The sequence below is a fragment of the Streptomyces sp. NPDC127595 genome, assembly GCF_042671685.1.
Taxonomy (GTDB): Bacteria; Actinomycetota; Actinomycetes; order Streptomycetales; family Streptomycetaceae; genus Streptomyces.
In genome coordinates, this window is sequence record NZ_JBHXWK010000003.1 from 681,100 (window position 1) to 707,832 (window position 26,733).

16 protein-coding genes and 1 riboswitch are annotated in these 26,733 nt (G+C 71.5%); of the genes, 9 read left to right on the forward strand and 7 right to left on the reverse strand.

All coding sequences use genetic code 11. The features are described 5' to 3' along the window. Positions 1–202: 202 nt before the first annotated feature. The 3 genes from ACFVKT_RS14140 (at position 203) to ACFVKT_RS14150 (ending at position 3,867) form a co-directional block, all read left to right on the forward strand. Entirely contained in the window at positions 203–1,336 is a 1,134-nt protein-coding gene (locus ACFVKT_RS14140; RefSeq protein WP_385731115.1) for a PP2C family protein-serine/threonine phosphatase, read from the forward strand. Between the two features lie 245 nt (positions 1,337–1,581). After that, positions 1,582–1,739, forward strand: a riboswitch (cyclic di-AMP (ydaO/yuaA leader). 11 nt (positions 1,740–1,750) lie between these two features. After that, a complete protein-coding gene (locus tag ACFVKT_RS14145) occupies positions 1,751–2,782 on the forward strand; it encodes a M23 family metallopeptidase (protein WP_385731011.1) in 1,032 nt (343 codons plus the stop codon). Between the two features lie 137 nt (positions 2,783–2,919). Then, a complete protein-coding gene (locus ACFVKT_RS14150; protein ID WP_385731013.1) occupies positions 2,920–3,867 on the forward strand; it encodes an aldo/keto reductase in 948 nt (315 codons plus the stop codon). Between the two features lie 15 nt (positions 3,868–3,882). Here the strand turns inward: ACFVKT_RS14150 and ACFVKT_RS14155 are convergent, their stop codons facing one another. From ACFVKT_RS14155 to ACFVKT_RS14170, 4 genes are all read right to left on the reverse strand, one after another. Continuing rightward, complete coding sequence (locus ACFVKT_RS14155) at positions 3,883–5,220, reverse strand: PrsW family intramembrane metalloprotease (RefSeq protein ID WP_385731015.1); 1,338 nt, start codon at positions 5,218–5,220, stop codon at positions 3,883–3,885. A gap of 81 nt (positions 5,221–5,301) precedes the next feature. Continuing rightward, the gene (gene trmB / locus ACFVKT_RS14160; protein WP_385731017.1) at positions 5,302–6,111 is read right to left on the reverse strand and encodes a tRNA (guanosine(46)-N7)-methyltransferase TrmB; all 810 of its coding nucleotides are present in this window, start codon (positions 6,109–6,111) and stop codon (positions 5,302–5,304) included. 141 nt (positions 6,112–6,252) lie between these two features. Next, positions 6,253–7,458: an L-2-hydroxyglutarate oxidase gene (lhgO, locus tag ACFVKT_RS14165; protein ID WP_385731019.1), complete on the reverse strand. Its 1,206-nt coding sequence runs from the start codon at positions 7,456–7,458 to the stop codon at positions 6,253–6,255. Positions 7,459–7,635: 177 nt separating this feature from the next. Continuing rightward, positions 7,636–9,060 (reverse strand): MFS transporter, encoded by a 1,425-nt coding sequence (locus ACFVKT_RS14170; protein WP_385731021.1) that lies wholly within the window; start codon positions 9,058–9,060, stop codon positions 7,636–7,638. A gap of 872 nt (positions 9,061–9,932) precedes the next feature. On the opposite strand from ACFVKT_RS14170, the gene ACFVKT_RS14175 reads away from it, so the two are divergent. Both ACFVKT_RS14175 and ACFVKT_RS14180 read left to right on the forward strand, forming a co-directional pair. Further along, on the forward strand, positions 9,933–12,029 hold the full coding sequence (locus tag ACFVKT_RS14175; RefSeq protein WP_385731023.1) for an asparagine synthase-related protein: 2,097 nt from the start codon (positions 9,933–9,935) through the stop codon (positions 12,027–12,029). A gap of 886 nt (positions 12,030–12,915) precedes the next feature. Continuing rightward, on the forward strand, positions 12,916–16,350 hold the full coding sequence (locus ACFVKT_RS14180) for a BTAD domain-containing putative transcriptional regulator (RefSeq protein WP_385731025.1): 3,435 nt from the start codon (positions 12,916–12,918) through the stop codon (positions 16,348–16,350). A 161-nt stretch (positions 16,351–16,511) separates the two neighbouring features. Here the strand turns inward: ACFVKT_RS14180 and ACFVKT_RS14185 are convergent, their stop codons facing one another. Together ACFVKT_RS14185 and ACFVKT_RS14190 are read right to left on the reverse strand one after the other, a co-directional pair. Further along, positions 16,512–18,566: a sigma-70 family RNA polymerase sigma factor gene (locus ACFVKT_RS14185; protein ID WP_385731027.1), complete on the reverse strand. Its 2,055-nt coding sequence runs from the start codon at positions 18,564–18,566 to the stop codon at positions 16,512–16,514. A 293-nt stretch (positions 18,567–18,859) separates the two neighbouring features. Next, positions 18,860–19,639, reverse strand: coding sequence for a TetR/AcrR family transcriptional regulator (locus ACFVKT_RS14190; RefSeq protein ID WP_385731029.1), 780 nt, complete (start codon positions 19,637–19,639; stop codon positions 18,860–18,862). A gap of 376 nt (positions 19,640–20,015) precedes the next feature. Here ACFVKT_RS14190 and ACFVKT_RS14195 point away from each other — a divergent pair, with 376 nt between their 5' ends. From ACFVKT_RS14195 to ACFVKT_RS14205, 3 genes are all read left to right on the forward strand, one after another. Further along, positions 20,016–21,392: an NAD(P)/FAD-dependent oxidoreductase gene (locus tag ACFVKT_RS14195; protein WP_385731117.1), complete on the forward strand. Its 1,377-nt coding sequence runs from the start codon at positions 20,016–20,018 to the stop codon at positions 21,390–21,392. A gap of 123 nt (positions 21,393–21,515) precedes the next feature. Next, a complete protein-coding gene (locus ACFVKT_RS14200; RefSeq protein ID WP_385731031.1) occupies positions 21,516–23,174 on the forward strand; it encodes a SpoIIE family protein phosphatase in 1,659 nt (552 codons plus the stop codon). A gap of 244 nt (positions 23,175–23,418) precedes the next feature. Beyond that, positions 23,419–24,246, forward strand: coding sequence for a class I SAM-dependent methyltransferase (locus ACFVKT_RS14205; RefSeq protein WP_385731033.1), 828 nt, complete (start codon positions 23,419–23,421; stop codon positions 24,244–24,246). A 62-nt stretch (positions 24,247–24,308) separates the two neighbouring features. On the opposite strand, the gene ACFVKT_RS14210 is transcribed toward ACFVKT_RS14205, so the two are convergent. After that, the gene (locus tag ACFVKT_RS14210) at positions 24,309–25,580 is read right to left on the reverse strand and encodes an MFS transporter (protein WP_385731119.1); all 1,272 of its coding nucleotides are present in this window, start codon (positions 25,578–25,580) and stop codon (positions 24,309–24,311) included. A gap of 167 nt (positions 25,581–25,747) precedes the next feature. Here ACFVKT_RS14210 and ACFVKT_RS14215 point away from each other — a divergent pair, with 167 nt between their 5' ends. Beyond that, on the forward strand, positions 25,748–26,296 hold the full coding sequence (locus tag ACFVKT_RS14215; RefSeq protein WP_385731034.1) for a MarR family winged helix-turn-helix transcriptional regulator: 549 nt from the start codon (positions 25,748–25,750) through the stop codon (positions 26,294–26,296). The last annotated feature ends 437 nt before the right edge of the window (positions 26,297–26,733 follow it).

Below are 26,733 nucleotides of genomic sequence, written 5' to 3' on the forward strand. Positions count from 1 at the left end.
GGCCCTTGGTGTTTCCGGGTATGCGCGGGCGTCCCTCGGTCGGCCCACACCGGTCGCCCTCCGGCCCCGCTCCGGGAAATCTGGACGGGTGGGGCAGCAAGCAGGTGAGCAGCGGGCGGGGGATCCGGACGACCCGGACGACCCGCGTGCGTCGTACGACCCGTCGTACGACCGGTCCGGTGGGCGGTTGCCGGGGGACCCCGTGCCCGATCCCGGGCTGGGGGTGGGGGACGTAGCGCTGCCCGGGGCGGCGGGAACGGACGGGCCGAGGACCTCGTACACCCAGAGGTTCGTCCGGGTGCTTCCCGCCCTGCTCATCGTCGCCGGGATTCTCTATGAGTACTTCACGCCGAGGGACTTCACCGGCGCCCCCCTCTTCACCGCCGCCGCGCTGGTGGCGGCGCCCCTCTACTCGCTGCGCGGCACCGTACTGACCGGGGCCATGGCCGCCGTGGGGGCCGTCGCGGTTCAGATGAAGCTCGGAGTGGCGCTGCAGGCCGAGGCGGTCACCGAAGTGGTCACGGTGGCGACGGCCGCCGTCCTGGCCGCCCTCATCAACGTCGTCGTCCGGCGCGGCAACGCCCGGCTCGCCTCCGTCCGTGAGATCGCCGAGGCCGCCCAGCGCGCCGTACTGCCGCAGCCCGAGGAGCGGATCGACGGGCTCGACGTCGCGGCGCGGTACGAGGCGGCGCAGGAGGACGCGTTCATCGGCGGTGACCTGTACGCGGTGCAGGACTCCCCGTACGGCGTACGCCTGGTCGTGGGCGACGTACGCGGCAAGGGCATGGGCGCGGTGGCCGCCGTCGCCGTCGTGATCGGGGCGTTCCGGGAGGCGGCCGAGCAGGAGACGACGCTGGAGGCGGTCGCGGGGCGCCTGGAGCGGGCTCTGGCGCGCGAGGGCACCCGGCGCGAGAGCCTCGACGCCTTCGAGGGGTTCACCACGGCGGTACTGGCGGAGATCCCGCACGGCGAGGAGGTCGTACGGATCGTCAACCGTGGCCATCCCCCGCCGCTGCTCCTGCACGCGGACGGCACGCTCGTCTCGCTCGACGCCGAGGATCCCGCACTGCCCCTGGGAATGGGCGAGTTGGGCATGTGGCCCGACCGCGCGCAGGAGACGGAGTTCCCGCGCGGGGCCATGCTGCTCCTCCACACGGACGGGCTGTCCGAGGCCCGCGACGAACGCGGGCGCTTCTACGATCCCGCGGTGAGCCTCGCCGGACGGACCTTCCCCGGGCCCGAGGCACTGCTGACCACCCTCGCCGAGGAGGTCCGCCGGCACTCCGGCGGCGGCACCACGGACGACATGGCGCTGCTTGCCGTACGACGTCCGTGAACGCCCTCGTTCACGTTGTTACCAGGGGTGATCGAATGGCGTCCCTCCGCATAACATCTGACGCATCGTCAGAAAACCTGTGACCGACAAGTGGTGGTCAACTCGCCCGTTTTACGGCGGTGATGACCTGAAAGTCCTGGCCAGAAGCGTTAATGATCAGTCAGAACGGCTTGGAATCCGGTGCCCGCGTCTATTAACGTTCGATAACGCAGCGCGGTAGTCCCAGCCGTCACAAGAGTCGGCTCCGTGCGCACGCGCCGAATCCCGCAAGGGAACCGGGGAACCACCAACTTGGGGTGAATCGAGCGTCTACCGCGGTGGGAACACCAGCGGTTGACGCGCGTAGGAGACCTTCCTGCTCCGAACCCGTCAGCTAACCCGGTAGGCGAGAAGGAAGGAAAGGAGCACGCCCACGTGGCGTCGAACCCGCCTGCCCAGGCACCCTCGTACCCGCCGAGCCAAACGCACACCTTCGGTTACGGCATGGACGACGAGGGCCCCCGGGAGGAGTGGAATCCCACCGAGGAATCCCTCCGTCCCATCCGCGGCCGGCACCGCGTCTCCAAGCAGCGCGGAGGCGGCGGACTCGCTCGCAGCTCCACCGTTCTGGGCGTCGGTGTCATAGCCGCCGTCGGCGCCGGTGGCATGGCCACCGCGGCGCCCGGCAAGCCGCCGGTGTCGATCTCCGTGCCCGACCTGCCGTCCGTCGGCTCGATCCTCACGGACGACAGCTCCGCCGACGAGGCCAAGGGCTCCACCACCCCGCTCACCAGTGCCGGTCTGACGATCGCCGACACCGAGCAGGGCGCGACCGACGCGGGCGAGGTCCTGCGTTCGCGCATCATGCAGCAGGCCGAGGTCCAGAAGGACCAGGCCGACACCGCGGCCCAGCAGGCCGCCCAGGCCGCCGCCGTGAAGAAGGCCTCCGACGCCGCCGCCGAGGAGCAGAAGGCGGCCGAGGCCAAGGAAGCCGCCGCGAAGAAGAAGGCGGAGGAGGAGGCCGCGGCCAAGGCGGAGGCCGAGCGCCTCGCCGAGCTCGCCAAGAGCTACACGCTGCCGACCTCCTCGTACACGATCACCTCGACCTTCGGTCAGGCCGGCGCACTGTGGTCCTCCGGCTACCACACCGGCCTCGACTTCGCCGCTCCCACGGGCACCCTGATCAAGGCGGTCCACAGCGGCACCGTCACGGAGGCCGGCTGGGCCGGGTCGTACGGCTACCGCACGATCCTCACCCTCGACGACGGCACCGAGCTGTGGTTCTGCCACCAGTCGTCGATCAGCGTCAGCGTGGGGCAGAAGGTCGCCACCGGTGATGTCATCGGGCGCGTGGGCGCGACGGGCAATGTCACCGGGGCGCATCTGCACCTGGAGGTCCACCCGGACGGCGCGGCGACCGGGATCGACCCGATGGCGTGGCTGCAGAGCAAGGGGCTCAACCCCTGACCTGCACGTTTCCTCACGGGTGCGTAGTTCCGTAATCCCCTGATCCCCGGCAGCCCTGACATCATCCCCCCGACGTCAGGGCTGCCGGTCTGATACATGTGGAATACAGTCATTCGCTCGGGACGTTGGATCCTGACATGACGACTACTCTTCGCAAGCTCGGTTCGTCCGGCCTCGAGGTCTTCCCGCTGGCCCTCGGCGGCAACGTGTGGGGCTGGACCGCCGACGAGGCCGAGTCCTTCGCCGTGCTCGACGCGTACGCGGCCGCAGGCGGCAACTTCCTCGACACCGCCGACTCGTACTCGGCGTGGATCGAGGGGCACAAGGGCGGTGAGTCCGAGACCATCATCGGCAAGTGGGTCAAGGCGCGCGGCAACCGCTCCGACATCGTGATCGCCACCAAGGTCAGCCAGCACCCCGAGTACCAGGGGCTGTCCGGCGACAACATCAAGGCTGCGGCGGATGCTTCTCTGCGCCGTCTGGACACCGACTACATCGACCTCTACTTCACGCACTTCGACAAGCCCGAGGTGCCGGTCGAGGAGATCATCGGCGCGCTCGACGAGCTGGTGAAGGCCGGCAAGGTGCTCAACATCGCGGCCTCCAACATCTCACCCGAGCGGCTCCAGGAGTCCCTGGACTTCTCCGACCGAGAGGGCCTCGCCCGCTACGTCGCCCTCCAGCCCGAGTACAACCTGGTCTCGCGCGACACCTACGAGGGCCCGCTGCGCGACATCGCCTCCCGCTCGGGCCTGGCGGCCGTCCCGTACTTCGGCCTCGCGTCCGGCTTCCTCACCGGCAAGTACCGCCCGGGTACGAAGGTCGACTCGCCGCGTGCGGCGGGCGCGGCCAAGCACCTGGAGACCGAGCGGGGCCTGCGCGTCCTTGCCGCCCTCGACGAGGCTGCCCAGGCCCACGACGTGCCGGTCGCCACCGTCGCCCTGGCCTGGCTCGCCGCCCAGCCGACGGTCGCGGCGCCGATCGCCTCCGCACGGAACGTGGAACAGCTTCCGGCGCTGCTGGGAGTGGCGGACCTCGTCCTCACGGACACGGAACTGGGCAGGCTGACGGAGGCGTCGGCGTAACCCCTGCCGTACGTCCTACGAGCGGTACGGGTTGTACGCGGGGTACGGCGTCGCGGTCCCGTAGGGCTGCCAGTAGGGCTCGCTGTGCGCGGACCCGTACGTGGGCCAGGGCGGTGGCGGGACCACCGGAAGCTGAGCCGCCGCCCGGGCCGCGTACGCCAGGGCCGGGCGGGCGGCCTCGCGGCGGCGCCACAGCTCGTGGAGCAACTCCCGCTCCCGTGCGACGAAGTCGGCGCCCGCGCGGCCGTCGCGTGCCCGGTGCCGCAGGAACGCCAGCGAGGTCGCGTACGCCTCGTACTCGGCGACGGAACGGGCGGCGGGCTTGCCGAGGTGGCGGGCGGCGTACTTGCGGGCGATCCGGCGCGCCTGCATCGAGCCGAGCGCGTACGGCTCGGGCGCGGACAGCCAGCCGGCGGCGGCGTACGCGGGCAGTTCCGCACGCACGGTGCGCAGTTCCCGCTGCCGGGTCCAGATGATCAGCCCGGTCAGCAGGGCGAACGCGGGCACCATGAACGTGGCGTACACCGCGAAGAAACCGAACTCCCCGAAGCTCGACGAGCCGTTCCACATGGCGTGCATACCCATGGCGAGCAGGAGCCCGGCCAGAGGCATCAGGACGCGGCGTACGTGGTGGCGTTCGGCGGACAGGGCCGCGATCCCGAAGCCGATGCCGGTCAGGATCGTGAACAGCGGGTGCGCGAAGGGCGACATCACCACGCGGACGAAGAAGGTGGCGGCGGTGACCGACATGAGCCCGCTGTCGCCGTTGAGCTGGTCGGTGCCGAAGGCGGTGCCGAGGTAGAGGATGTTCTCGGTGAAGGCGAAGCCGGTGGCGGTGACCCCGGCTATGACGACCCCGTCGACGATCCCGGTGAAGTCCCGCCTGCGGAAGAGGAAGACCAGCAGTACGGCCGCCGCCTTCGCGGACTCCTCCACGATGGGCGCTATGACGGTCGCGCCGAGGGTGTCGGCGTTGGTCGGGTCGGCGGTGGCCGTCGCTATCCATCTCGTCGCGAAACTGTTGGCGACGATCGCTATGAGCGCGGCCGCGCAGGCGCCCCAGGCGAAGGCGAAGAGCAGGTTCCGCCAGGGGCCCGGGTCGACGCGGTCCAGCCAGCGGAACACGGCGATGAGAAGCGGAACGGGGAGCACGGCGAGGCCGAGGCCGACCAGGAAGCCCTCGGTGCCGGTCTGCTGGCGGACGAGGGCAAGGATCACCAGCCCGGATATCGCGAGCAGGGTGACCAGCACGCCGTAGCGCACCCACCTTCTCCGCCACCAGTGCGCAGGCCGCCGCGGTGCGTCGTCGGCGGCGCCGGTGGGGTGTGTCGGGTAGGGAGGGCTGGTGGCCACGGCATCGACCCTAACGAGGGAGGGGCGCTCCCCGCGACGGTGCGTGGTGTCCGGTGTGGTGGCCGGTGCCGTCTCAGGGAATCAGTCGCCGACGGATTGCTGGTCCCGGTGCTGTACGCGCCGGAACAGCAGGTCGTTCACCACATGACCCTTGTCCAGTCCCTGGCCCTCGAAACGGGTCAGCGGCCGGAAGTCCGGACGTGGCGTGTAACCGCCGTCGGGCCGGGTGTTCTCGAAGTCGGGGTGCGCGCTCAGCACTTCGAGCATCTGTTCGGCGTACGGCTCCCAGTCGGTCGCGCAGTGGACGACGGCGCCCGGCCGGAGGCGGGTCGCGGCGAGGCTGAGGAACTCCGGCTGGATCAGCCGCCGCTTGAGGTGCCGCTTCTTGGGCCAGGGGTCGGGGAAGTACACGCGCAGGCCGCTCAGGGAGTCCGGCGTGAGCATCTCCCTGAGCAGGATGATCGCGTCGCCGTTGGCCACCCGGATGTTGGACAGCCCGTTCCGGTCCGCGAGATTGAGCAGGTTGCCCTGACCGGGGGTGTGGACGTCGACCGCCAGGATTCCGGTTTCCGGGTCCTCGGCCGCCATCTGCGCGGTGGCCTCGCCCATCCCGAACCCGATCTCGAGTACGACGGGGACCTCGCCGCCGAACAGCTCCGCGAGGTCCAGCGTTCGCTGCCCGTCGATATCCAGGCCCCACTTGGGCCACAACCGCTGCAACGCGTCCGCCTGCCCGACCGTCACCCGGCTCCGCCGCGGCTGAAAACTCCGGATCCGCCGCTCGAAGTGCGACCCGGCGGGATCGGGCATCGGCCCGTCGGGGAATCGGGGCTCGCCCTTGGGGCGGGGGGCTTGGGGGGAGGCGTTGGGCTCAGACACAGTGGGGTTCATTTTACGGGGGCGGTGCTGGAGATCTTTCAGCCCGTCCGGCGTTTGAGGACGAGCGCGTTCAGCGCGACAGCGGGGGTCTGGGGGCGGCAGCCCCCAGGAAGTAAGGGACGGGCAGGGGCGGAGGGGGCGAAAAAACTCCCCTCAACCCCCCGCCAGCGCCCCCAGCGCCCGCCGCGCAACCTCCCGCCCGATCGGCAGCGAAGCAGTCGCCGCGGGCGAAGGCGCGTTCAGCACATGCACCGTCCGCGGCCCTTCCCGGATGAGGAAGTCGTCCACCAGGGTCCCGTCCCGGAGCACCGCCTGCGCCCGGACCCCGGCACGGGCGGGCACCAGGTCGTCCGCCGTCACCGCGGGCAACAGGCGCCGCACGGCTCCCGTGAACGCCCGCTTGGACACCGACCGCCGCAGCTCCCCCACCCCGTACCGCCAGTGCCGCCGCGCTATCCGCCAGGCCCCGGGCCACGCCAGCGTCGCGCCCAGCTCGAGCGGACGTACGACACCCCATCCGTACCCCTCCCGGGCGAGCGCGGGTACCGCGTTGGGCCCGATGTGCACGCCTCCGTCGATCCCGCGGGTGAGATGCACCCCGAGGAAGGGGAACGCCGGGTCGGGCACGGGATACACGAGTCCGTGGACGAGCTCGGGCCGCGCCAGGGTGTAGTACTCGCCGCGGAAGGGCACGATCCGCATTCCGGGGTCGTCGCCCGCCAGCCGGGCGATCTCGTCGCAGTGCAGCCCCGCGCAGTTGACCAGTACGCGCCCGCGGACGACCGTCCCGTCGGCCGTGAGGACGGCGGCGCCGAGCCCGGAGCGCCGGTCGATGCGGACGACATCCGCCCCGTACCGGATCTCCGCCCCGGAGGACTCCGCGAGCTGCCGGGCCACCGCGGCGAAGTCGCAGACCCCGGTCGTGCCGACATGGATGGCGGCGAGCCCGCGCACCTCCGGCTCGTACTCCGCTATCTGGGCGGGGCCCAGTTCCCGGACCGGAATGCCGTTCTCCCGGCCGCGCTGGACCAGTCCGTGCAGGCGGGGCAGCTCGGCCTTCTCGGTGGCGACGATCAGCTTGCCGGTGACGGCGTGCGCGATGTCGTACTCCGAGCAGAACTTGACCATCTCGGCGGCGCCCCGCACCGCATACCGCGCCTTCAGGGAGCCCGGGCGGTAGTAGATGCCGCTGTGGATCACCCCGCTGTTGCGGCCCGTCTGGTGGCGGGCAGGGGCGAGTTCCTTCTCCAGCACGGTGACCCGCGTGCCCGGCGCCGCGCGCGTGATCGCATACGCCGTCGACAGCCCGACGATCCCGCCGCCGATCACCAGCACATCGCAGTCGTACCCGATCCGCACCTGCTCCACCTCCCGGCTTCAAGAGTGCACTGCGCCACTGACAACGCCCTCAAACCAGGGGGAGCGTCCCGGACGCCCCGCAGGGGCGCCCAGGGGCACGGGGAACTGCGCGACGAGCCACAGGTGACCGGCAGCCCCAAGACGCCGAAACCAGGCAGACGGGAAGGAACCCGTTCCCTAGGCCGGTGCCATGAGCAACGGCCGTGCCCGCTCCCGCAGCTCCACCACGCGCGGTTCGTCGCCGTACGGCTCCAGCCGGTGCAGGAGGTCCTTCACGTACTCGGTGGTGCGCGCGGAGGAGATGCGCCCGGCGACCTCGACCGCGCGGACGCCCTGCTCGCAGGCCGCGTCCAGGTTGCCCGATTCGAGCTCGGCGACCGCCGACACCACCAGACGCAGACCGTGGGAGCGTACGAACTCCTCGGTCGGCTGGGACAGCGCCTGCTCGGTGAAGCGGCGCACCTGGCGCGGTGCCTTCAGGTCGCGGTAGCACTCGGCGGCGTCGGCGGCGAAACGGTCGTACGAGTAGAAGCCGAGCCAGGAAGGGTCGTTGTCGCCGTCCCGGGCCCGCTCCAGCCAGCCCTCGGCGGCCCGCAGCGCCGCGCCGGCCGCATGGGCGTCACCGGCGCGCGCGTGCGCCCGTGCCTCGACGAGCCGGAAGAAGCTCATGTTGCGGGCGGTGGCCAGGCCGCGGTTGCGCTCCAGGGCGGCCTGGGCGAGGTCGACACCCTCGTCGCCGAAGCCGCGGTAGGTCGCCTGGAGGGACATGGAGGCCAGTACGTAGCCACCGAGGGGTACGTCGGCGGCCGCCCGGGCCAGCCGCAGGGCCTGGATGTAGTAGCGCTGGGCGGCTTCCTGCTGGCCGGTGTCGAAGGCCATCCACCCGGCGAGGCGGGTCAGTTCGGCACTCGCCCCGAACAGTGCCCTGCCGACCTCGTCGGAGTACGAGCCGAGCAGCAGCGGCGCCGCCTCGACCCGCAGGCACTCGGGCACCATGGACGAACGCCAGTCACCGCCACCGTATTTGGAGTCCCAGCGCCTGGCGTCCTCGGCCGCCTCGCGCAGCTTCAGCACATCGCTGTGGCCGACTTTCTGCGGTGCTCCGGTGCCCTCACCGGGGGTCACCTCGCGCGCCACCGAGCTGTCGGCCGGGGTTATCAGCCACCGCGAAGCGGGAGTTGCGTAAGCGCTCACTGCGAAGGATCCGGCGAGCGACTGCCAGATCCCGCCGCCGCCGGCCCGGCGCCCGGCGAGGTCGAGGCGGTACAGCTCGGTCGCCGACCGCACCGCCTGCGCGACGTCACGGGGGAACGCGAGACCCACCTCCGGCGCGGGATCCGCGTCCGCCAGGCCGATCTCGTGGAGCGGCACGGGGCGGCCGAGTTTCTGGCCGATCGCGGCCGCGATGAGGTGCGGCGCGGCACCTTGGGGCACCATTCCCTTCGACACCCAGCGCGCCACCGACGTCTTGTCGTAGCGAAGAGTCAACCCGCGTTGAGCGCCAAGATCGTTGACGCGACGCGCGAGTCCTGCGTTGCTGATTCCCGCGAGGGCGAGAACGGTGCCGAGTTTTTCGTTCGGCCCGCGTTGCTCCCTGGACATGCGCCACCCCTCGACACAGACGGCTGCCGCGCTGGCATAACCACGCGGCATTCGTAAACCCAGCGTAGTTCGCTGCATCCCAAGCGTTAAGGGGCGTAGTTCCGGATGGCGGGATTGTGGTCCGTACGACAGTACGGACGGTCGCGGCGTGCTCCCGTTGTGTGGCTGTGCGCCCGTCCGTGCGCTCTTCTCCGGCCACCGGGGGAGCGCTTCCATGGATGATGCGTGGGTCGGCCCGCTGTACTGGATCCAGTGGGCTGGGGGACACCGCCGCCTACATCCCCGCGGGCGGCGGACCGGTCCGGGAGGCGAACTCCGCCTCCCGGACTGTGCGTTGGCCGAGCGGTGCGGAAGGCCTGTACGGAGCGTGTGCGGACCTGACCGTCAGAAGCCGATTTGGCTGAAAACCGACGGTGGTCTTTGCGGGCAATTAGCGCTCCTACCACGTGACTTGAGGGCGCACGGGGTGTTTTTGGGGAGTGTATCGGGGGCGCATTCACGTCGCAGATTCGGTGGTGGTTGGTTATCCGGTCCGCCGCGGCGCTGCTCGCCGGGCCGGCGACGGACCGTGGGAGGTCGGTCGCTGGTCGGTCGCCGCTCGGTCCTCGATTCAGTCCTCGATTCGGCGCTCGTCCGTCGCGCGTCCGTCGCTCATCCGTCGGTCGCCCGTAGCTCGTCCGTCGGTCATCCGGTGCCGGTATGTCCTCGGTGCCCCGCCGCCGACCTGTTCCTGACGGGCTCAATACACCCCTACGGGGGCGCACTTCAGGGAGCGCAAGCCGCCCCAGGTGCCCTCCCGTGTGCCTCCTTCGTGGCAGCATGGTGCCCAGTTCGTACGGTGCACTGGTTGTCCACAGCCTGTGGAGGCGGCGATGCGATGGTTGGTGGGGTGGAGCAGCACCGTCGCCAGAGCGCCTGAGATCGGCTCGGCGGGCGCCACGGGAAGCGACGGGGAGACCGTTCACCCGGTGGGTTCCCAACTCCTTTGGGGGGACCCGGATCCGCTCTGGGCCGTCGGCGACTGGCGTCCCGACGAGGTGCGTGTCGTGAAGGCCGACGAGCAGAACCGGATGGCCGTCCTCGGCATCTGCGGAGCCTCCGACGAAGAACTGCGGGTGGGACTCTTCGCCGCGCGCGGCGGGGCACTTCGCCATCTCACCGCCTGGTCCGGCAGCTACACCGCCGTCGTCCAGGTCGGCCGCCGCCTCATGGTCGCGGGCGACCTCGCGGGCGCGCGGCCCGTCTTCTACACCCCCTGGGCAGGCGGTACGGCGTACGCGACCGCCGCCCTGCCGCTGGCCGACCTCATCGAGGCCAACCTCGACTTCGGGCACCTCGCGGCGCTGCTCGCCGCCCCCGACGTACCGGCCGCGGTGCACGACTCGACCCCGTACGAGGGCGTACGGCGCATTCCGCCGGGGCACGCGCTGATCCTGCGCGCCGGGGCGCGCGAGATCGCAAGCTACGAGCAGACCCTCTCCCTCGCCGTCGCCACCCCCTCGGCCGATCCCACCAGCGCGGTGGACGCCGTACGTGACGCTCTCGTAGAGGCCGTACGCGCCCGTCTCGCCGCGCCCCGGCATGTGCCGGGCACCGATGTGGACCCCGGGCCCGTACCCGGCATGGGGCCCGCCGAGCGGCGGGCCGCGCGCGGGATGCCCGTCCCCGGGATCGGCGCCGACCTCTCCGGAGGACCCGCCTCGGGCACGCTGGCACTGCTCGCGGCAGGGCTTCCGGGGGCGCCCGGGACCGTCCTCGGGCACGGCACAGGCGCCGGTGAACGCCTCCTGGCGGTCACTTTCAACGACCTCGCCGTCAGCGGACGGGAATCCGAGCTGGAACGGGCGGGCTCGCTCGCCGCGAATCCCCGGCTGCACCATGTGGTGGTCACCGGGGGCGAGGAGACACTTCCTTACGCCGACCTGGACGGGCCGCTCACCGACGAGCCGGGGCCCTCCCTGGTGACGGCCGCGCGGCACCGGGCCCGGCTGTCCTCCGGGAGCGCCGATCACTTCACCGGGTACGGCGCCCGGCAGGTCATGGACGCCCACCCCGCCCGGCTCGCGGACCTCCTGATGGACCGCAAACGCCGTCACCTGGTGAAACCCGTCGCCGCGCTCACCAAGGCGGACGGGTCCGTCATGGTCCCCGCGCGCGTGTACGGCGCGGCACGCAAGCTCGCCCGTACGCCGTACCGCACCGGGGTCGACGTTCTCGCCGACCGCCTGATGCAGCGGCAGTTCGACGAGCCGGGCGGTGCCGTCGGGGCCTCGCTCGCGGCGCTCACCTGGGCCAGACCCGGGCCCGCCGCGCGCTGGCTCACCGGTGAGGCGCTAGCTGAAGTATCGGTTCGCCTACAGGTCGCCTCGGGCCGGCCAGGTGTCGGTCCCGGGCAGCGGCCGGGCGACTTCCGCGCGCGTGCCGCCCTCGCACGCCACGCGTCCGATCTGCGCGTCCTGGAGCAGGCCGCCGAGATCCGCTTCCAGCGGCTGCACGCGCCGTTCCTCGACAACCAGGTCGTACGGGCGTGCCGCGCTCTGCCCGAAGCACTGCGGGTTCAGCCCGGTGCCCGGGCCGCGATCCTTCGTACGGTGCTGGAGGGGGCCGGCGTGGGGGATCTGCCGGCCGGGTGGGGCGCGCCGTCCCACGCGTCCTCGGCGGCGGCCGCGCGCACGGGACTCCGTGTCGCCGCGGATTCCCTGATCGCGCTCTTCGACACGCCTCTGCTGGCGCAGGCCGGCCTGGTGGAGGCACGCGTCGTCCGCAAGGCCCTGCGCGCGGCCGCCTCGGGGGAGCCGCTGCCCTTGGACGGCCTGGCGGATCTGGTCTCCCTGGAGTTGTGGCTACGGCGGCTGCTGGCCCGCCGGGGGACCTGCTGGACGGGGACGCCTGCTCGGCAGCGGGCGGTGCCTGCGGGGATTGTGCCGCAGGGGCGGGCGTTGGGGGCGGGGGCTGGGGGGCGGGGGTAGCTGTCTCGCGCGTGTGCGGGTGCGGGTGCGTGTGCCTGCCGGTGCCGGTGCGTTTGCCGGTGCGTGGGGCGTCCGGGTGGGTGGGTCGGGGGCGTGCCGGTACGTCCCGCCCGTCGCCGCCGGATCAGGCGTCGGGCAGTGGGGTGGGGGTCCGGTGACGCGGACGTACGCGACGGGCATTTGGACGTACCGGCACGCCCCCTTCCGCCGTCGTTCGGCTGCCGGGGGCGAGGGGCGGCAGCATTGCTTTTCGGCTTCGGGCGGCGGGCTTCGTCTCGTCGGGCGTTTGAGGGCGGGGCCAGTCTTCAGCCTCGACCGGCGATCTCCAGACTGTGGGGCGCTTGATGTCGAGGCACCCACCCCTGGGGGTTCAACTCTCCCTCCCCCGGCCCGGGCGAGGGATTTCAGCCCGTCTCGCGCTTGAGGACAAGGGTGGTGCCGTCCCGATCCCCTGCCCACCCGAGGGGCTCAACTCTCCAGTCCCGGCCAGGCGAGGGATTTTCAGTCTGTCTCGCGCTTGAGGACAAGGGTGGTGCCGTCCCGATCCCCTGCCCACCCGAGGGGCTCAACTCTCCCGTCCCGGCCAGGCGAGAGATTTTCAGTCTGTCTCGCGCTTGAGGACAAGGCAGTGCCATCCCGAACCCCCACCCACCCGAGGGGCTCAACTCTCCAGTTCCGGCCGGGGGAGGGATTTTCAGCCTGTCCGGCGTTTGAGGACGAGCCCTTTGGGCGTTGGGGGGGTCTGGGGGCGGAGCCCCCAGGTACGGGATGGGTAGGGGCGGAGGGGGCGAAAAAGGGTTGTGGTTGGGCGCCCGCGGCGGGGTGCCCCCGGGCTCGCCGGAGAAAGGCGGTGCTGTGGAGGGGTGGGGGCGGGGAGAATGGGTGGGTGCGGTACGGGATTCTGGGGGTCACCCAGGTGGAGGACGACCGGGGGGCCCGGGTAGCGGTGGGCGGCCCCCGGGTACGCGCGCTGCTCACCGCCCTCGCCCAGCGCCCCGACCGCACGGTCACCCCGGAGACCCTGATCGACGAGGTGTGGTCCGCGGAGCCCCCACAGGACGCCCCCGCCGCGCTGCAGGCCCTGGTCGGCCGCCTCCGCAGAGCGATCGGGAAGGACACGGTCACCTCGGAGGCCGGCGGCTACCGGCTGCGCGCCGCCAAGGACGAGGTGGACCTCTTCGTCTTCGAGCACCTCGTAGGGGAGGGCAAGTCCGCCCTCGCACATGACGACGCCCTGACCGCCGCCACCCACCTGCGCGACGCACTCGCCCTCTGGCGGGGCCCCGCCCTCGCAGACCTCCCCGACCGCACCGCCGCGACCCGCCCGGAAGCCCTCCGCGCGGAGGCGACCCGGACCCGCATCGAGGCCGACCTGCGACTCGGCCGCGCCGATGACGTCGTACCGGAGCTGAAGGAACTGACGGAGGCTCACCCGTACGACGAAGCGCTGCACGCCCTGCTCATCCGGGCCCTGCGCGACGCCGGCCGTGGCGCGGACGCCCTGGCCGCGTACGAGAGGACACGGCGCCGCCTGACGGACGGGCTGGGTACCGACCCCGGGCCCGAACTCCGCGCCCTGCACGCGGAGTTGCTGGAGGGGGACCGGGAGGGATCGGGGAACGGCAGAGGTGCCGATCCACAGGCTCGGGGGCTGACGGCTCAGGACGCGGGGACTCGGAGCACGGCGCCCGGAGCTCTGTCCCCCTTCGCCCGAAACGGCAACATTCGTCCGCGTCTGAACTCATTCGTGGGGCGGGAACCCGAAATCGACGCCATCCGTTCGGATGTGCAGAGGGCACGACTGGTCACTCTGACCGGACCGGGGGGTTCGGGCAAGACCCGTCTCGCCGAGGAGGCCGCCGCCGGGCTTCCCCAGGCGTGGCTGGTCGAGCTGGCTCCGCTCGACCGGCCGGAGGCGGTTCCCGGTGCCGTGGTCAGCGCCCTCGGTCTGCGCGAAACCGTGCTGATCACCAACGAGATGGCGGGACCGCAGGACGACCCGGTCGCCCTGCTCGTCGAGTACTGCGCCCCGCGCAGCCAGCTCCTGATCTTTGACAACTGTGAACACGTCATAGGCGCCGCCGCCGAACTCGCCGAAACCCTCCTAACGCACTGCCCCGGGCTCACGATCCTCGCCACCAGTCGTGAACCCCTGGGCGTGCCGGGCGAGTTGCTGCGCCCGGTCGAGCCCCTGCCGCCCGATCCCGCGCGCCGCCTCTTCCTGGAGCGGGCGTCGGCCGTCCGTCCCGACGCGGACGCCGAGTTCCACGACTCCGCGGCGGTGGACGAGATCTGCCGGCGGCTCGACGGCCTGCCCCTGGCCATCGAGCTGGCCGCCGCTCGGCTGCGGCTGCTCACGGCCCGGCAGATCGCCGACCGGCTCGACGACCGCTTCCGGCTCCTCACCTCCGGCAGCCGCACGGTGCTGCCCCGCCAGCAGACCCTGCGCGCCGTCGTCGACTGGTCCTGGGACCTGCTCGACGAGCGGGAGCGGACCGTCCTGCGCGAGGCGTCCGTCTTCGCGGGCGGCTGGGACCTGGCGGCCGCGGAGGCGGTGTGCACCGGCCCCGCCGCCGACCTCGTAGGGGCGCTCGTCGACAAGTCCCTGATCGTCGCGACGCCGTACGGAGGAGACGGGGAGGAAGGCCGGGAAGGCGGCGAAGGCGGCGGCATGCGGTATCGGATGCTGGAGACGATCCATGAGTACGCCACCGAGCGCGCCGCCGAAGCCCCCGAGCAGCGTGCCGAGGCAGAGCGGCGCCACCGCGCGTGGGTGCGCGCGCTGGTCGAGAAGGCCGAGCCGCTGCTGCGCTCCGCCGAGCAACTGCCATGGATCCGGCGCCTGGAGACCGAGCTCGACAACATCCGGGCGGCCGTCTACCGCGCCGTTCTCGTCCGTGACGAGGAGGAGGCAGGCGCCCTCGTCCTCGCCATGGGCTGGTTCTGGTGGCTGCGCAACTTCCGCCGCGAGGGCGCGGAGTGGACGGACCTGGTACTGCGGCTGTGCGCGGCCGGCGAGGGCGCTGCTCCGTCCGCCCCCGGCCGGTGCGGCAGTCCGGGCGACTCTCCCGACCGCGGCCAGGACGCACCTCTCGCCTATCTGGCCGGCGTCGACCCGGTGGCGGCCTTCCTCGCGACCCCCGCACACGCCTCCGACGAGGAGCGTCACCCGCTGTACACCATGCGGATGAGGCTGCGCATGCTGTACCTGTTCATGACGGTGGAGACCGACCCGCTGGCCGGTCAGGAGGACGGGCCGATGCGGGAGTACACCGCGCGGGTGCGGTCCGTCTTCGAAAAGGGCGGCCCGGAGGCGGCCATTCTCCCGGGCATCATCTGGCCACTGGCCGCCTACTACATGGGCAGCACGGAGGACCTGCGGCCCGCCATGGACGCGGCGATCGCCAACTGCCGTCTGTACGGCGGTGAGTGGGAGGTCGGCTTCATCCTGATGTTCCGTACGCACTTGGCCGTCGACGCGCCCGGCGGGATGCTCGACGTGGACGACGGCCTGGCCGAGCTGCGCGTACTCAGCCGCCGGGTGGGCGACCGCTGGATGCGGGCCCTGGTGTGCAGCGCGGCCGGCGAGGCGGCCATGGCACGGAGTCTCTTCGAAGAGGCGAAGAGGGAGTACGAGGAGGCGCTGCGGCTCTCCTTCGAGGTGGGCGCGTACGCCGAGACGCCCTTCCTCACGGCGCGGCTGGCCGAGATCGCCTACCGCGTGGGCGACCGGGCCCGGGCGCTGGAGGCTCTGGACGAGGCGAGCGCCGCGTCCGATCGGTACGGGGTGCCGGACGCCCGCGCGTTCGTCCACATGCTGCGTGCCCAGTTGGCTCTGGACGACGGGGACATCGCCTTCGCCCACGAGATGTACGAGCAGGCACGTGTGGAGAGTCTCCGTGGCACCCCGCCGCCGCAGTTCGTGGCGGCGCTGGACTGGGTCGAGGCGGTCATCACGGCAGCCCGGAGTGGCCCGGAGCACGGGCTGCGGAAGCTGTCCGACGCTTTGCCGGCGGCGGTGGCGGGGCGTTGCGCCGATGTGGTGCTGGCCGCCCTCGTCGACTGCGCCGCGAGCCTTCTCTCCGACCTGGGCGACCATCCACGTGCGGCCCGCATGCTCGGCGTAGGCACGCGGTGGCGTGGCGGCCATCCCCGGCGCGCCCAGGAGCGTACGGCGGCCGAGCGCACGGAGGCCGCCGCGATCACGGTCCTTGGCCCTGCCCGTTACGAGTCGGAGCGCGCCGCGGGTGCGGACTTCACCCGGGACGACGCCCAGCGGGACCTGGCTGAGGCAGTGAAGGAACACCCCGCCGACTTCTAGCCGCGCGGCTCAGGAGCATTCCGCCGGCGTCCAGCCGTGCGGCTCTGGGGAACACTCCACCGACGCTTGGCCACGTGGCTCCGAGGAGCACCTCGCCGATCTCCAACTGTGCGGCTCTCAGGGACGTCCCGCCGACGCGTGTTCGCGCCGTTCAGCCGCGCTCACTCGCACAGGAACTTCGACTCCGCCCAGTCCGCCAGTGCCGGCGCGTCGAGGACGGTGTGGGGTTCGACGACGAGGCGGATGGTCTTGCGGCCGGTGAGGTTCACATGGACGGGGACCGCTTCGTCGCCGCCCTTGACCAGCGCTGACTGCCACAGGCGGGAGCCGTCGGCATACACGGAGAAGCGCACCTGGCCCAGGCCCAGGGTCATGTCGTCGATGCCGACCACGGCGTCGTACGCCGAGCAGCTGCGGTTGAGGTCGATGGTGACGGAGGAGTGGCCGTGGACGGTCACCCCGTGCGGGTACTGCTTGTCCGCGATCGACACCCCGAAGCGCTGCCACACCCAACTGCTCTCGCCGAGCCGCATCTCGGGCTTGGTGCCGTCGCCGTTGACGTTGTAGTCCAGCTCGCTCCACTGGTAGACGACCGGCGCGGGCGGAGGCGGCGGTGTCGGAGTGGGGGACGGGGGAGGCGTCGGCTTGGGCGCGGGCTTCGGCTTCGTCGGGGTGGGCGAGGGCTTGGGCGTCGGTTTCGGCGTGGGCTTCGGGGTGGGTGTGGGCGTCGGCGTGGGAGTCGGCTCGGCCGCCGGCACCACCGGCGGCTCGGGCGCGGGTGCCTTCTTCGGCGGCTTGGGCGACGGAAGTGGTACCTCGGCGGCGGGCGAGGTGGCCGGCCTGGCTTCGGGCCTCTTGGGCGGGGCTTCGTTGCCGGCCAGGGCGAGCGCGATCGCCGTCGCGGCCACCGCGACGACACCCGCCGCGATACCGGCCTTGACCGGCGCGCCGAGCCCCTCCGAGGCCGCCGCGCCGCCACCCGCGCTCGCTCCGCCGGAGCCGCCGGCCGCCGCGGAGGCGGCACCCGCCGCTCCGGCCGCACCCGCGCCTGCCCCGCCGGCGATGAGCGCGGCGGCCTTCGCGTACCCGGCGGCACCGAACCAACCGATGACCGCGATCGGCACGAGCGACGGGATCCCGCTGGCGACTTCCTTGATCTGGCCCGCCGCAAGGCGGCACTTGGCGCACTCCTCCAAGTGCTTGCGCAGCCCGCGCTCGGCGCGCGTACGCAGCCCGCCGCGGGCGTAGGCGCCGAGCCGGTCGGCGTAGCGCGCGCACTCCTCGTCCATGGTGAGCGTGGCGCTCACATGCGCCTGGAGATAGGCCTGCTTGAGGCCTTCGCGGGCGCGACTGGCCAGCACCCGCGTGCCGTTGGCGTCGAGTCCGAAGAGCGTGGCGACGTCGCTCGGCGACTCGTCCTCGACCTCGGTGTGCCACAGCACGGCCTGCCAGCGCTCCGGCAGCGACCGGAACGCCTGCATGGCCATGGACTGCTCGGCCTCGTGCATCGCGCGCACATCCGCACCGAGGTCGAGTGTGTCGTCGTCGGACACCTCCGAGCTCCGGGCGGCCTGCGCGGCGAACACCGCGAAGTCCTCGACGAGTTGCTCGCGCTTCGCCGTCTTCGTCCAGTTCGCGGCGACCCGGCGGACGGTGGTGAGCAGATACGCGCGTACGGCGTGCTCGGGGCCGCTGCCGCCGCGTACGGCCTGCAGCATGCGGGCGAACACCTCGGCCGTGAGGTCGTCCGCGGTGTGCGTGTCCCGGCAGCAGGTGCGGGCGTACCGGCGCACGGCCTCGGCATGGCGCCGGTACAGCCCCTCGTACGCCGTGTCGTCGCCCGCGCGCATCCGCTCGATCAGATCGGCGTCGGACGACGGCAGATCGACCGGAGACCGGTCGACCGGAGACTGGTCGACCGGAGACTGGTCGATCGATGACTGATCAACCGGAAGCGGGTTGAAGGGAGGCGGCAGGATGCTGCCGCCGTCCCGTCGGTCGAACCGGTCGCGCTGCGGCGGAACGCTGGGATCGGGCCCGCCGTCCGAGGGCGCGGCACCCGGGGCGCCGCCCTGCGGACCAGCTTGTGGTCCAGCTTGTGGTCCACCTTGCGGACCGCCCTGGCTGGGTACCTGCTGTGACGGCAGCCCGCCGGTTTCCGTGCCGCCGTCCGCGCCACCGTCACCGAGTGACTCGTCCCGCCCGTCAACGCTCATCGCGGAAAGCCCCCGCCTGCACACTCGGACCCGAATACCGGGCAAGACTGCCACAGGCACAGGGGGCTTGACGCCCCCGTACGGACCTACCACTCGTCCGTGGGGACTTCCCATACGCCAGCACTAGCCGTCACTCTTTTGGGGAATAGTCAACGAACGGCTCCCGGCCGGGAGTTGGCGCCGCGCCCGGAATGTCCGGAGCGTGACCGGTGGGCCTGGTGCGCGAGTGACGGAGTGCCGCAGCACCCGCGCCCAGAGCAGCGCCGGTGTCCGCTGTTCGTGGTGGCCGGCGCTCACGCCGGGCGTGAGCGCAGCCCCTCCAGCAGAATGTCGAGGAGCCGGGCCGAGGCAGCCGCCTGCTGAGCGGCGTCCGGCAGCGAGGGTGCCGCCGTCGCGATCACCAGCAGTACGTCGGCCACGGTCACGTCCGGCCGCAGTTCGCCCGCCGCACGCGCGCGGTCCACCAGCCGGCCCACCACGTCGAGCAGTTGCGCCGCACCCGCGTCGTCCGCCGCCGCGACCAGCACCTCCTCCGCGGGCGCCGGCCGCTGCTCGACGAGCCGCAGCTCGGAGGCGAGCTGGGACCGCTGCTGCGGTACCCGCGCGTCCTCCGCCTCAGTGCCGTCCTCCGCGACGCCGACCCGCAGCACCTGCGGCGGCAGCAGCCGCCCGGCGCCGGAGGCCACCGACGTGCGCAGGAAGCGCGAGAGCGCCGACCACGGTTCGTCCTCCTGCCCGAGCGCCGCACGCGCCTGGTCCGTCAGCCGGGAGGTCTCCTCCTCGGCTATCCGGCGGACCAGGACGTCCTTGCTCGGGAAGCGCCGGTACACCGTGCCCACGCCGACCCGGGCGCGCCGCGCCACGTCCTCCATGGGCGCGCCGTACCCCAGCTCGCCGAAGACCTCGCGCGCCGCGCGCAGTACGTGCTCCAGATTGCGCTGTGCGTCCACGCGAAGCGGCGTCGTACGCGATCCGGAGCCCGGACCGCGGCCGTCACCGCCCGCTGCCGCGCCGACGATGCCACCGGACGCGGTGGCAGACGCGGATGACCAATGAGATTCCTGAATGTGCATAAGCGTTCCCCCGGTAATGACCGTCTCCCCCCGGAGACTCTCCCCGCCATCGGCAGCCGGAGCGCGCGGAACAAGCTTGTGTGCACGAGTCCGTCGTACGGACTCGTCGAGCGCATCCCCCTACACCCCGTCGACACACGAACATAGTTGAGCGGGGGTCAATTCAGAAGGGGCAGGTTCCGCACGGAGCGCCCCCCGATCGGAGTACGGGTCGTATACGTCCCTATTGATCCTCCTTCCGACACCCCTTGCACCCTCACTGACCTGTGCCTATTCCTCGTAGTCCGGCAATTCGACCCGCCCTCCGCGCTGACGACGGCCGGTCACACAAATTGTCGAGGCTGTGGACAAACTCCAGTGCTGGGTGCGTCATGGGGTGGTGAAGGAACGTACGCGCATTCTCATGGTCGGCGGCGGCTACGTCGGGATGTACACCGCTCTGCGGCTCCAGCAGAAGTTGAAGGCGGAACTTAAACGGGGGGAAGTCGAGATCACGGTCCTCTCCCCGGACCCCTATATGACCTATCAGCCGTTCCTTCCGGAGGCCGCCGCGGGCTCGATCTCGCCGCGCCATGTGGTCGTCCCGCTGCGCCGGGTCCTGGACCGCTGCCGGATCGTCATCGGCGAGGCCCGGTCGATCGACCACGCCAAGCGCACCGTGACCCTCACGACCCTCGCAGGCGAGGAAGAGGGCGCGGGCGCGGAACAGCTCTCGTACGACGAACTCGTCCTCGCCCCCGGCTCGATCTCGCGCGCCCTCCCGGTCCCCGGTCTCGCCGAGTACGCCATCGGCTTCAAGACCGTCGAGGAGGCCATCGGCCTGCGCAACCACGTCATCGAGCAGATGGACATCGCCTCCTCCACCCGCGACCCCGCGATCCGCGACGCCGCCCTGACCTTCGTCTTCGTAGGAGGCGGCTACGCGGGCGTGGAGGCCCTCGGCGAGCTGGAGGACATGGCCCGCTACACCGCGCGCTACTACCACAACGTCCAGCCCGAGGACATGAAGTGGATCCTCGTCGAGGCCTCGAACCGCATCCTCCCCGAGGTCGGCGAGGAGATGGGCAAGTACACGGTCACCCAGCTGCGCCGCCGCAACATCGACGTACGGCTGGAGACCCGCCTCGACTCCTGCGCGGACCGGATCGCCGTCCTCAGTGACGGCGCACGCTTCCCCACCCGTACGGTCGTGTGGACCGCCGGGGTGAAACCGCACCCGGTCCTCGCCGCGAGCGATCTCCCCCTGAACGAGCGCGGCCGCCTCAAGTGCACTCCCCAGCTGACCGTCGACGGCACCACGCACGCGTGGGCCGCGGGAGACGCCGCAGCCGTCCCCGACGTCACCGCGGAGCCCGGCACCGAGACCGCCCCCAACGCCCAGCACGCGGTACGCCAGGCCAGGGTCCTCGGCGACAACATCGTGCACTCCCTGCGCGGCGAGGAGCTCGAAACGTACTCCCACAAGTACGTCGGTTCGGTTGCCTCCCTAGGGCTGCACAAGGGTGTCGCGTTCGTCTACGGGCGCAAGCTGAAGGGCTATCCTGCCTGGTTCATGCACCGCGTCTACCACCTGAGCAGGGTGCCCACCTTCAACCGCAAGGCCCGTGTGCTCGCCGAATGGACCCTGTCGGGGCTCTTCAAGAGGGAGATCGTCTCTCTCGGTTCGCTCGAACATCCCCGAGCGGAGTTCGAACTCGCGGCCGGTGGAAAGCATCCTCTCGACCCGAAGCTCGGCCCGAAGGGGTCGTCCTGACCGGACCCTGGAACTCCACCGGTCAGGCCGGCGTCTGACGGATGTCGGTCCGGTCGGCCAGACTGGTCCACGACCTTGGGCGGGCCCACCGCTCGCCCTTCTAACCCACGAGGCCTTCCCCAAGTGAACTTCACGCGCTGGAGCGCCCGGCTCCCCGGAACGCAGCGCCGCACCGCGGCGCAGACCGAACACACGGTCACCCCGGACCTGCGAGGGGAAGGCGCTCCCGTGCCGGCGGCCCGCGCCGAGCAGCTCACCGACGACGCGCCGCCCGTGCCCGCCGTCGACGAACTGCCGGTCCGCGACGTCCTCGACCGCGTCCCGGCCCTCGTCGCCCTCGTCCACGGCTCCGAGCACCGCGTCGCGTACGTCAACGACTCCTACACGGCTGCCTTCGGCGCCCGACCGCTCGGCGAGCCCGCCTGCGAGGCGCTCCCCGAGCTGCACGAGCTCGGCCTGCTCCCGCTCCTGGACCAGGTCCTGCGCAGCGCCAAGTCCCGCACGGTGAAGTCCCGCAAAACCTCCAACGGCCGCTCGTACACCTTCACCTGCACCCCCGTCGACACCTCCACCGAGGGCCAGGGCGGCGGCGTACTGATCTTCGCGACCGACGTCACCGACCACGCCGAGGCCGCCGAACGGCTGCGCGCCAGCGAACGCAGCCAGCGCGAGACCGCCGTCACCCTCCAGCGCTCCCTCCTCCCGCAGGAGCTGGAGGAGCCCGACGACCTGCGCATCGCGGCCACCTACCAGCCCGGCGGCACGGAGGCCGCGGTCGGCGGCGACTGGTACGACGTGATCACCCTCGGCGGCGGCCGCACCGCGCTCGTCATCGGAGACGTCATGGGCCGCGGGGTGCGCGCCGCGGCGGTCATGGGCCAGCTCCGCACCGCCGTACGCGCGTACGCCCGCCTCGACCTGCCCCCGCACGAGGTCCTGCAACTTCTCGACGGCCTCGCCACCGAGATCGACGCCAACCAGATCGCCACCTGCGTGTACGCCGTCCACGACCCCAACGAGGGGCGCCTGATCTACGCCTCCGCCGGCCACCTGCCGATCCTCGTCCGCGACGAGAGCGGCGTCGTCGTGCGTGCCGACGAACCCACCGGACCGCCGCTCGGCACCGGCGGCTGGCTGCACGCCTCCGGCTCGGTCCCGCTCGGCCCCGGCTCGACGGCCGTCCTCTACACCGACGGCCTCGTCGAGCGCCGCGACGAGGACCTCGACGAGGGAATCGCCTCCCTGGAGCGCGCCCTCGCCGGCGCCACCGGCACCCCCCAGGTCGTCTGCGACCGGCTCGTCCGCTCCGCGGGCGTCACCGCCGACCACGACGACGACGTGGCCGTCCTGGTCCTCCAGCACCCTGCCCGTACGGGTCCGGACGGCGACCTCTTCCGCAACGCCGCCCTGGAGCTGCTCGGCGGCGTGGAAGCGACTCCACGCGCGCGTGCCTTCGCCTCCGGCGTCCTGACGAGCTGGCACTTCCCGGCCGACCTCCAGGACCTCGGCATCCTCGCGGCCAGCGAACTCGTCGCCAACTCCCTCCAGCACGGCACCCCGCCCATGCGCCTGCGCCTCCGCCGCACTGACCGCCGCCTGATCATCGAGGTCACCGACGGCGACGACCACCTGCCCCGCCGCCGCCGCGCCGAGCCCGCCGACGAGGCCGGCCGAGGCATCGCCATCGTCGCCACGATCGCCTCCGGCTGGGGGTCACGGCGTACCCCGGGCGGGGGGAAGGCGGTGTGGTGCGAGTTCGCGTTGCCGCGGGGGGAGGGGTGAGCCTGGACAGGGGTCGTGTGTTCTTCGCCCCCTCCGCCCCTGCCCGTCCCGTACTTCCGGGGCTACGCCCCGTTTCAGCCTGTCCGGCGTTCGAGGCCGAGCCCTTCGGGCGAACGGGGGTCTGGGGGCGGAGCCCCCAGTGGACGCGACGGGAAGGGGCGGAGGGGGCGAAAACCCCACTCCCCGCCAACCACCCCTGCGCGCCACCTAGCCCCCACCCCCACCCGGTGCTAGTAGCTCACCCATGGCAGACGAAACGGGTTTTCAGCTCAGCGGCAGCGCGCCTGAGCGATACGAGCAGTACGCCGCGCCGATCATGGCGCCCTTCGTCGCGGCGATCCTCGACGCAGCGGACCTGACCCCCGGCGCCACAGTCCTCGACCTCGCCTGCGGCACCGGCTTCGTGGCCCGCGCCGCAGCCGCCCGGGTCGGCCCCGCCGGCCGCGTCTCGGGCGCGGACATCAACGAAGGCATGCTGAGGGTCGCCAAGGCACGCGCACCCCGCATTTACCCGGACATCGAGTTCACGGAGGCCCCCGCGGCCGAACTCCCCTACCAGGACGCCACCTTCGACGCGGTCGTCTGCCAGCAGGGAGTCCAGTTCTTCCCCGACCTGCGCGCGGCCCTCACGGAGGCGGCCCGGGTCACCCGGCCGGGCGGACACTTCGCGGCCACCGCCTGGGCGGACAGGAAGCTGATCCCGTACTTCGTGGCCCAGTACGAAGCGGTCAAGGAGTACGTGGCTCCCCACCTGGTTCCGGAGGTCGCCGCGAGCTACGAAGCCGCCTTCTCCGGCACCCCCGACCGCCTCACCACCACCCTCCGCGAGGCCGGCTTCCACGACGTCACCGTCCACGAGGTCACCTTCGGCATCGCCCTCCCGCCCCTCGGCGACTACGCCGCGGGCCAGCTCTCCTCGGTGCCCTGGGGCCAGTCGATCGTCGACAACGGCGGCCACGAAGCCCTCGCACAGGCAGGCCGCGCGGTCCACACCCACCTCAAGGACCGCACGGCCCCGGACGGCAGCGCGACCCTCCCTTTCGCGGCCAACCTGGTGACCGGAATCCGCTGACACCAAGCGAAAACGGCCGCCACCACTTCGAGAAGTGGTGGCGGCCGTCGTACGACCGTCCCTCAGGCCCCGGCACGCACCGGCTCCGCCGGAACTCCGCCCTGCGCGACCACCCGGCTCCGCGCGAGCCACGGCTGATTCTGTACGGGCGTGAGCTGCCGTCCCAGCCGTGTCGCGAGGTAGGTGATGCCCAGCGAGAACAGCAGGAACGTCACGACGTACGGCCCGTGCAGCGAGGCCCCCATCGGACCGCCCACCGCCGGACCGACCGCCAGCGCGAGCTGCTTCACCAGGGCGAAGGCCGAGTTGTACTGCCCCGCCATGCCAGCCGGCGCCAGATCGGCGACCAGCGGCGCGACGGTCGGCGACAGCATCGCCTCACCGAGACCGAAGAGGGCGTACGTCGACACGAACGCGGCGGTCGCCATGGTCTGGCTGCCGTGCCCGAGGCCTGCATAGCCGGCCGCGAGCCATGCGACCGCCCAGATGAGCCCCACCGCGGCGATCACCCGCGACCGCTTCCGGCGCTCCACGAACTTGAGGACGGCGAACTGCGCGACCACGATCATCGCGGTGTTCGCCGCCATCGCCGTACCGAGCGCGGACGTGGAGATCCCGGCCGCCTCGACGCCGTACGCCGAAAGCCCCGACTCGAACTGTCCGTAGCAGGCGAAGAACAACACGAAGCCCAGCACGGACAGCTGCACCATGGCCCGGTTGCCGAGCAGCTGCTTCCAGCTGCCGCCCCTGGCCTGCGGCGCACCCTCGACCTTCGGCGTGTGTGGCAACCGGACGGTCGACATGATCACGACCAGCAGCAGGAACATCGCCGCTTCGATCGAGAACAGCAGCGTGAACGAGCTCGCGCGCGAGGTGTCGACGATGTGACCGCCGATCAGGCCTCCGACGCCGAGTCCCAGGTTCTGCAGGAAGAACTGCGTGGCGAAGGCGCGCGACCTGGTGTCCGCCGAGGAGCAGTCCACGATCATCGTCGCGAGCGCAGGCGACATCACGGCCTGACCGGCACCGAGCGCGGCCGCCGACAGCAACACGGTCGTGGCACTGTTCGCGAGCCCGAGGCTCAGCGCTCCGAGAGAGGCCGTGACCAGGGCGACGAGCAGGACCGGCAGCGGGCCGCGCCGGACGATGGCCCGCCCGGCGAACGGCAGTACGACGAGAGCGGCCACGGCGAAGACGGCGAGCACGACGCCCGCCGTCATGGAGCCGAGTCCCCGCACCTGCGCCACATAGACGTAGAGGAAGGGGACGGTAAAGCCGAGCCCGAACGCGCTGAGCGCGTTGCCCACATGGATCCGGCGCATCGCTGCGCCCATCGCCCTGGTCACTTTTCACCTGCCCTGGTCGTGAGGCCCTCAGGGCATGTGCAACCCCATGACGGTGCATGGGTGCAGACCTGAAGACTTCGAAGCTAAAGTTAGGATCTAAACAATACACATTGGAGGACTTCAACGGCAAGCGAGCCCGTGCGATACTTCGGCCCATGGGCGACACCCCCGGCGTCAGCGAGCCGACACTCGACGAGCAGATCGCCGCGTACCAGCGAGAGTTCCGGGACCTCGACCCCCAGGTCGAGAAGATCGTCTCGGCCCTCTCCCGCCTCAACCGGCGGATGAACGTCGCCTACGGACGCCAGACCGCGGCGCTCGGCATCAGCAACGCCGAGTGGGAGGTCCTCAAGGCGCTGGTCGTTTCCGGCGCTCCCTATCGCATGGGCCCGAGCGACCTGGCCAAGCAGCTGGGTCTGACCCCGGCCGCGATGACCCACCGCATCGACCGCATGGTCGGGGAGGGGCTTGTCACCCGGGAGCGCGACGAGTCGAACCGCGTACGCGTCATCGTGGAGTTGACCGACGAGGGCCGCGAGAAGTGGCTGGAGGTCATGCGCCTCGCCTCGGGCTTCGAGGAGGACCTGCTCCAGGACCTCTCCAGCGACGAACGCGGTGTCCTCGGTGAGGTGCTGACCCGCCTCCTCCGCCGTGTGGAGCACGCCCAGCCGGATGCCGGCGGCCGGCTCAGCGACCTGGATTAAAGATCTTGACAGGCGAGGTTGACACCCCCCTGCCCGACGCGTAGGGTTCTTCGAGTTGCCACGGAGCCGTAACGGTTCTGCGACAGCACCTCCGCCGCAAGAGCGGCAATCAAACCACCAGCACGATCTCCCAACGGGGTCGAATTCGGCGTGCCCGAATTCAATTCGATTTGGGTGCAGCAGCTCGATTAGGAACTGCCGCGAGGATCCGCTAAAGTTTGAGACGTCGGAAGGGCCCAACGGCCCGGAAGACAAACCCGCTGACTGGGAATCAGGCCCGAAAGGATCTGATAGAGTCGGAATCGCAAGACCGAAGGGAAACGCCCGGAGGAAAGCCTGAGAGAGTCTCTCGGGTGAGTACGAAGGAAGTGTCCGTTCCTTGAGAACTCAACAGCGTGCCAAAAATCAACGCCAAGTTTGTTGATACCCCGTCTCCG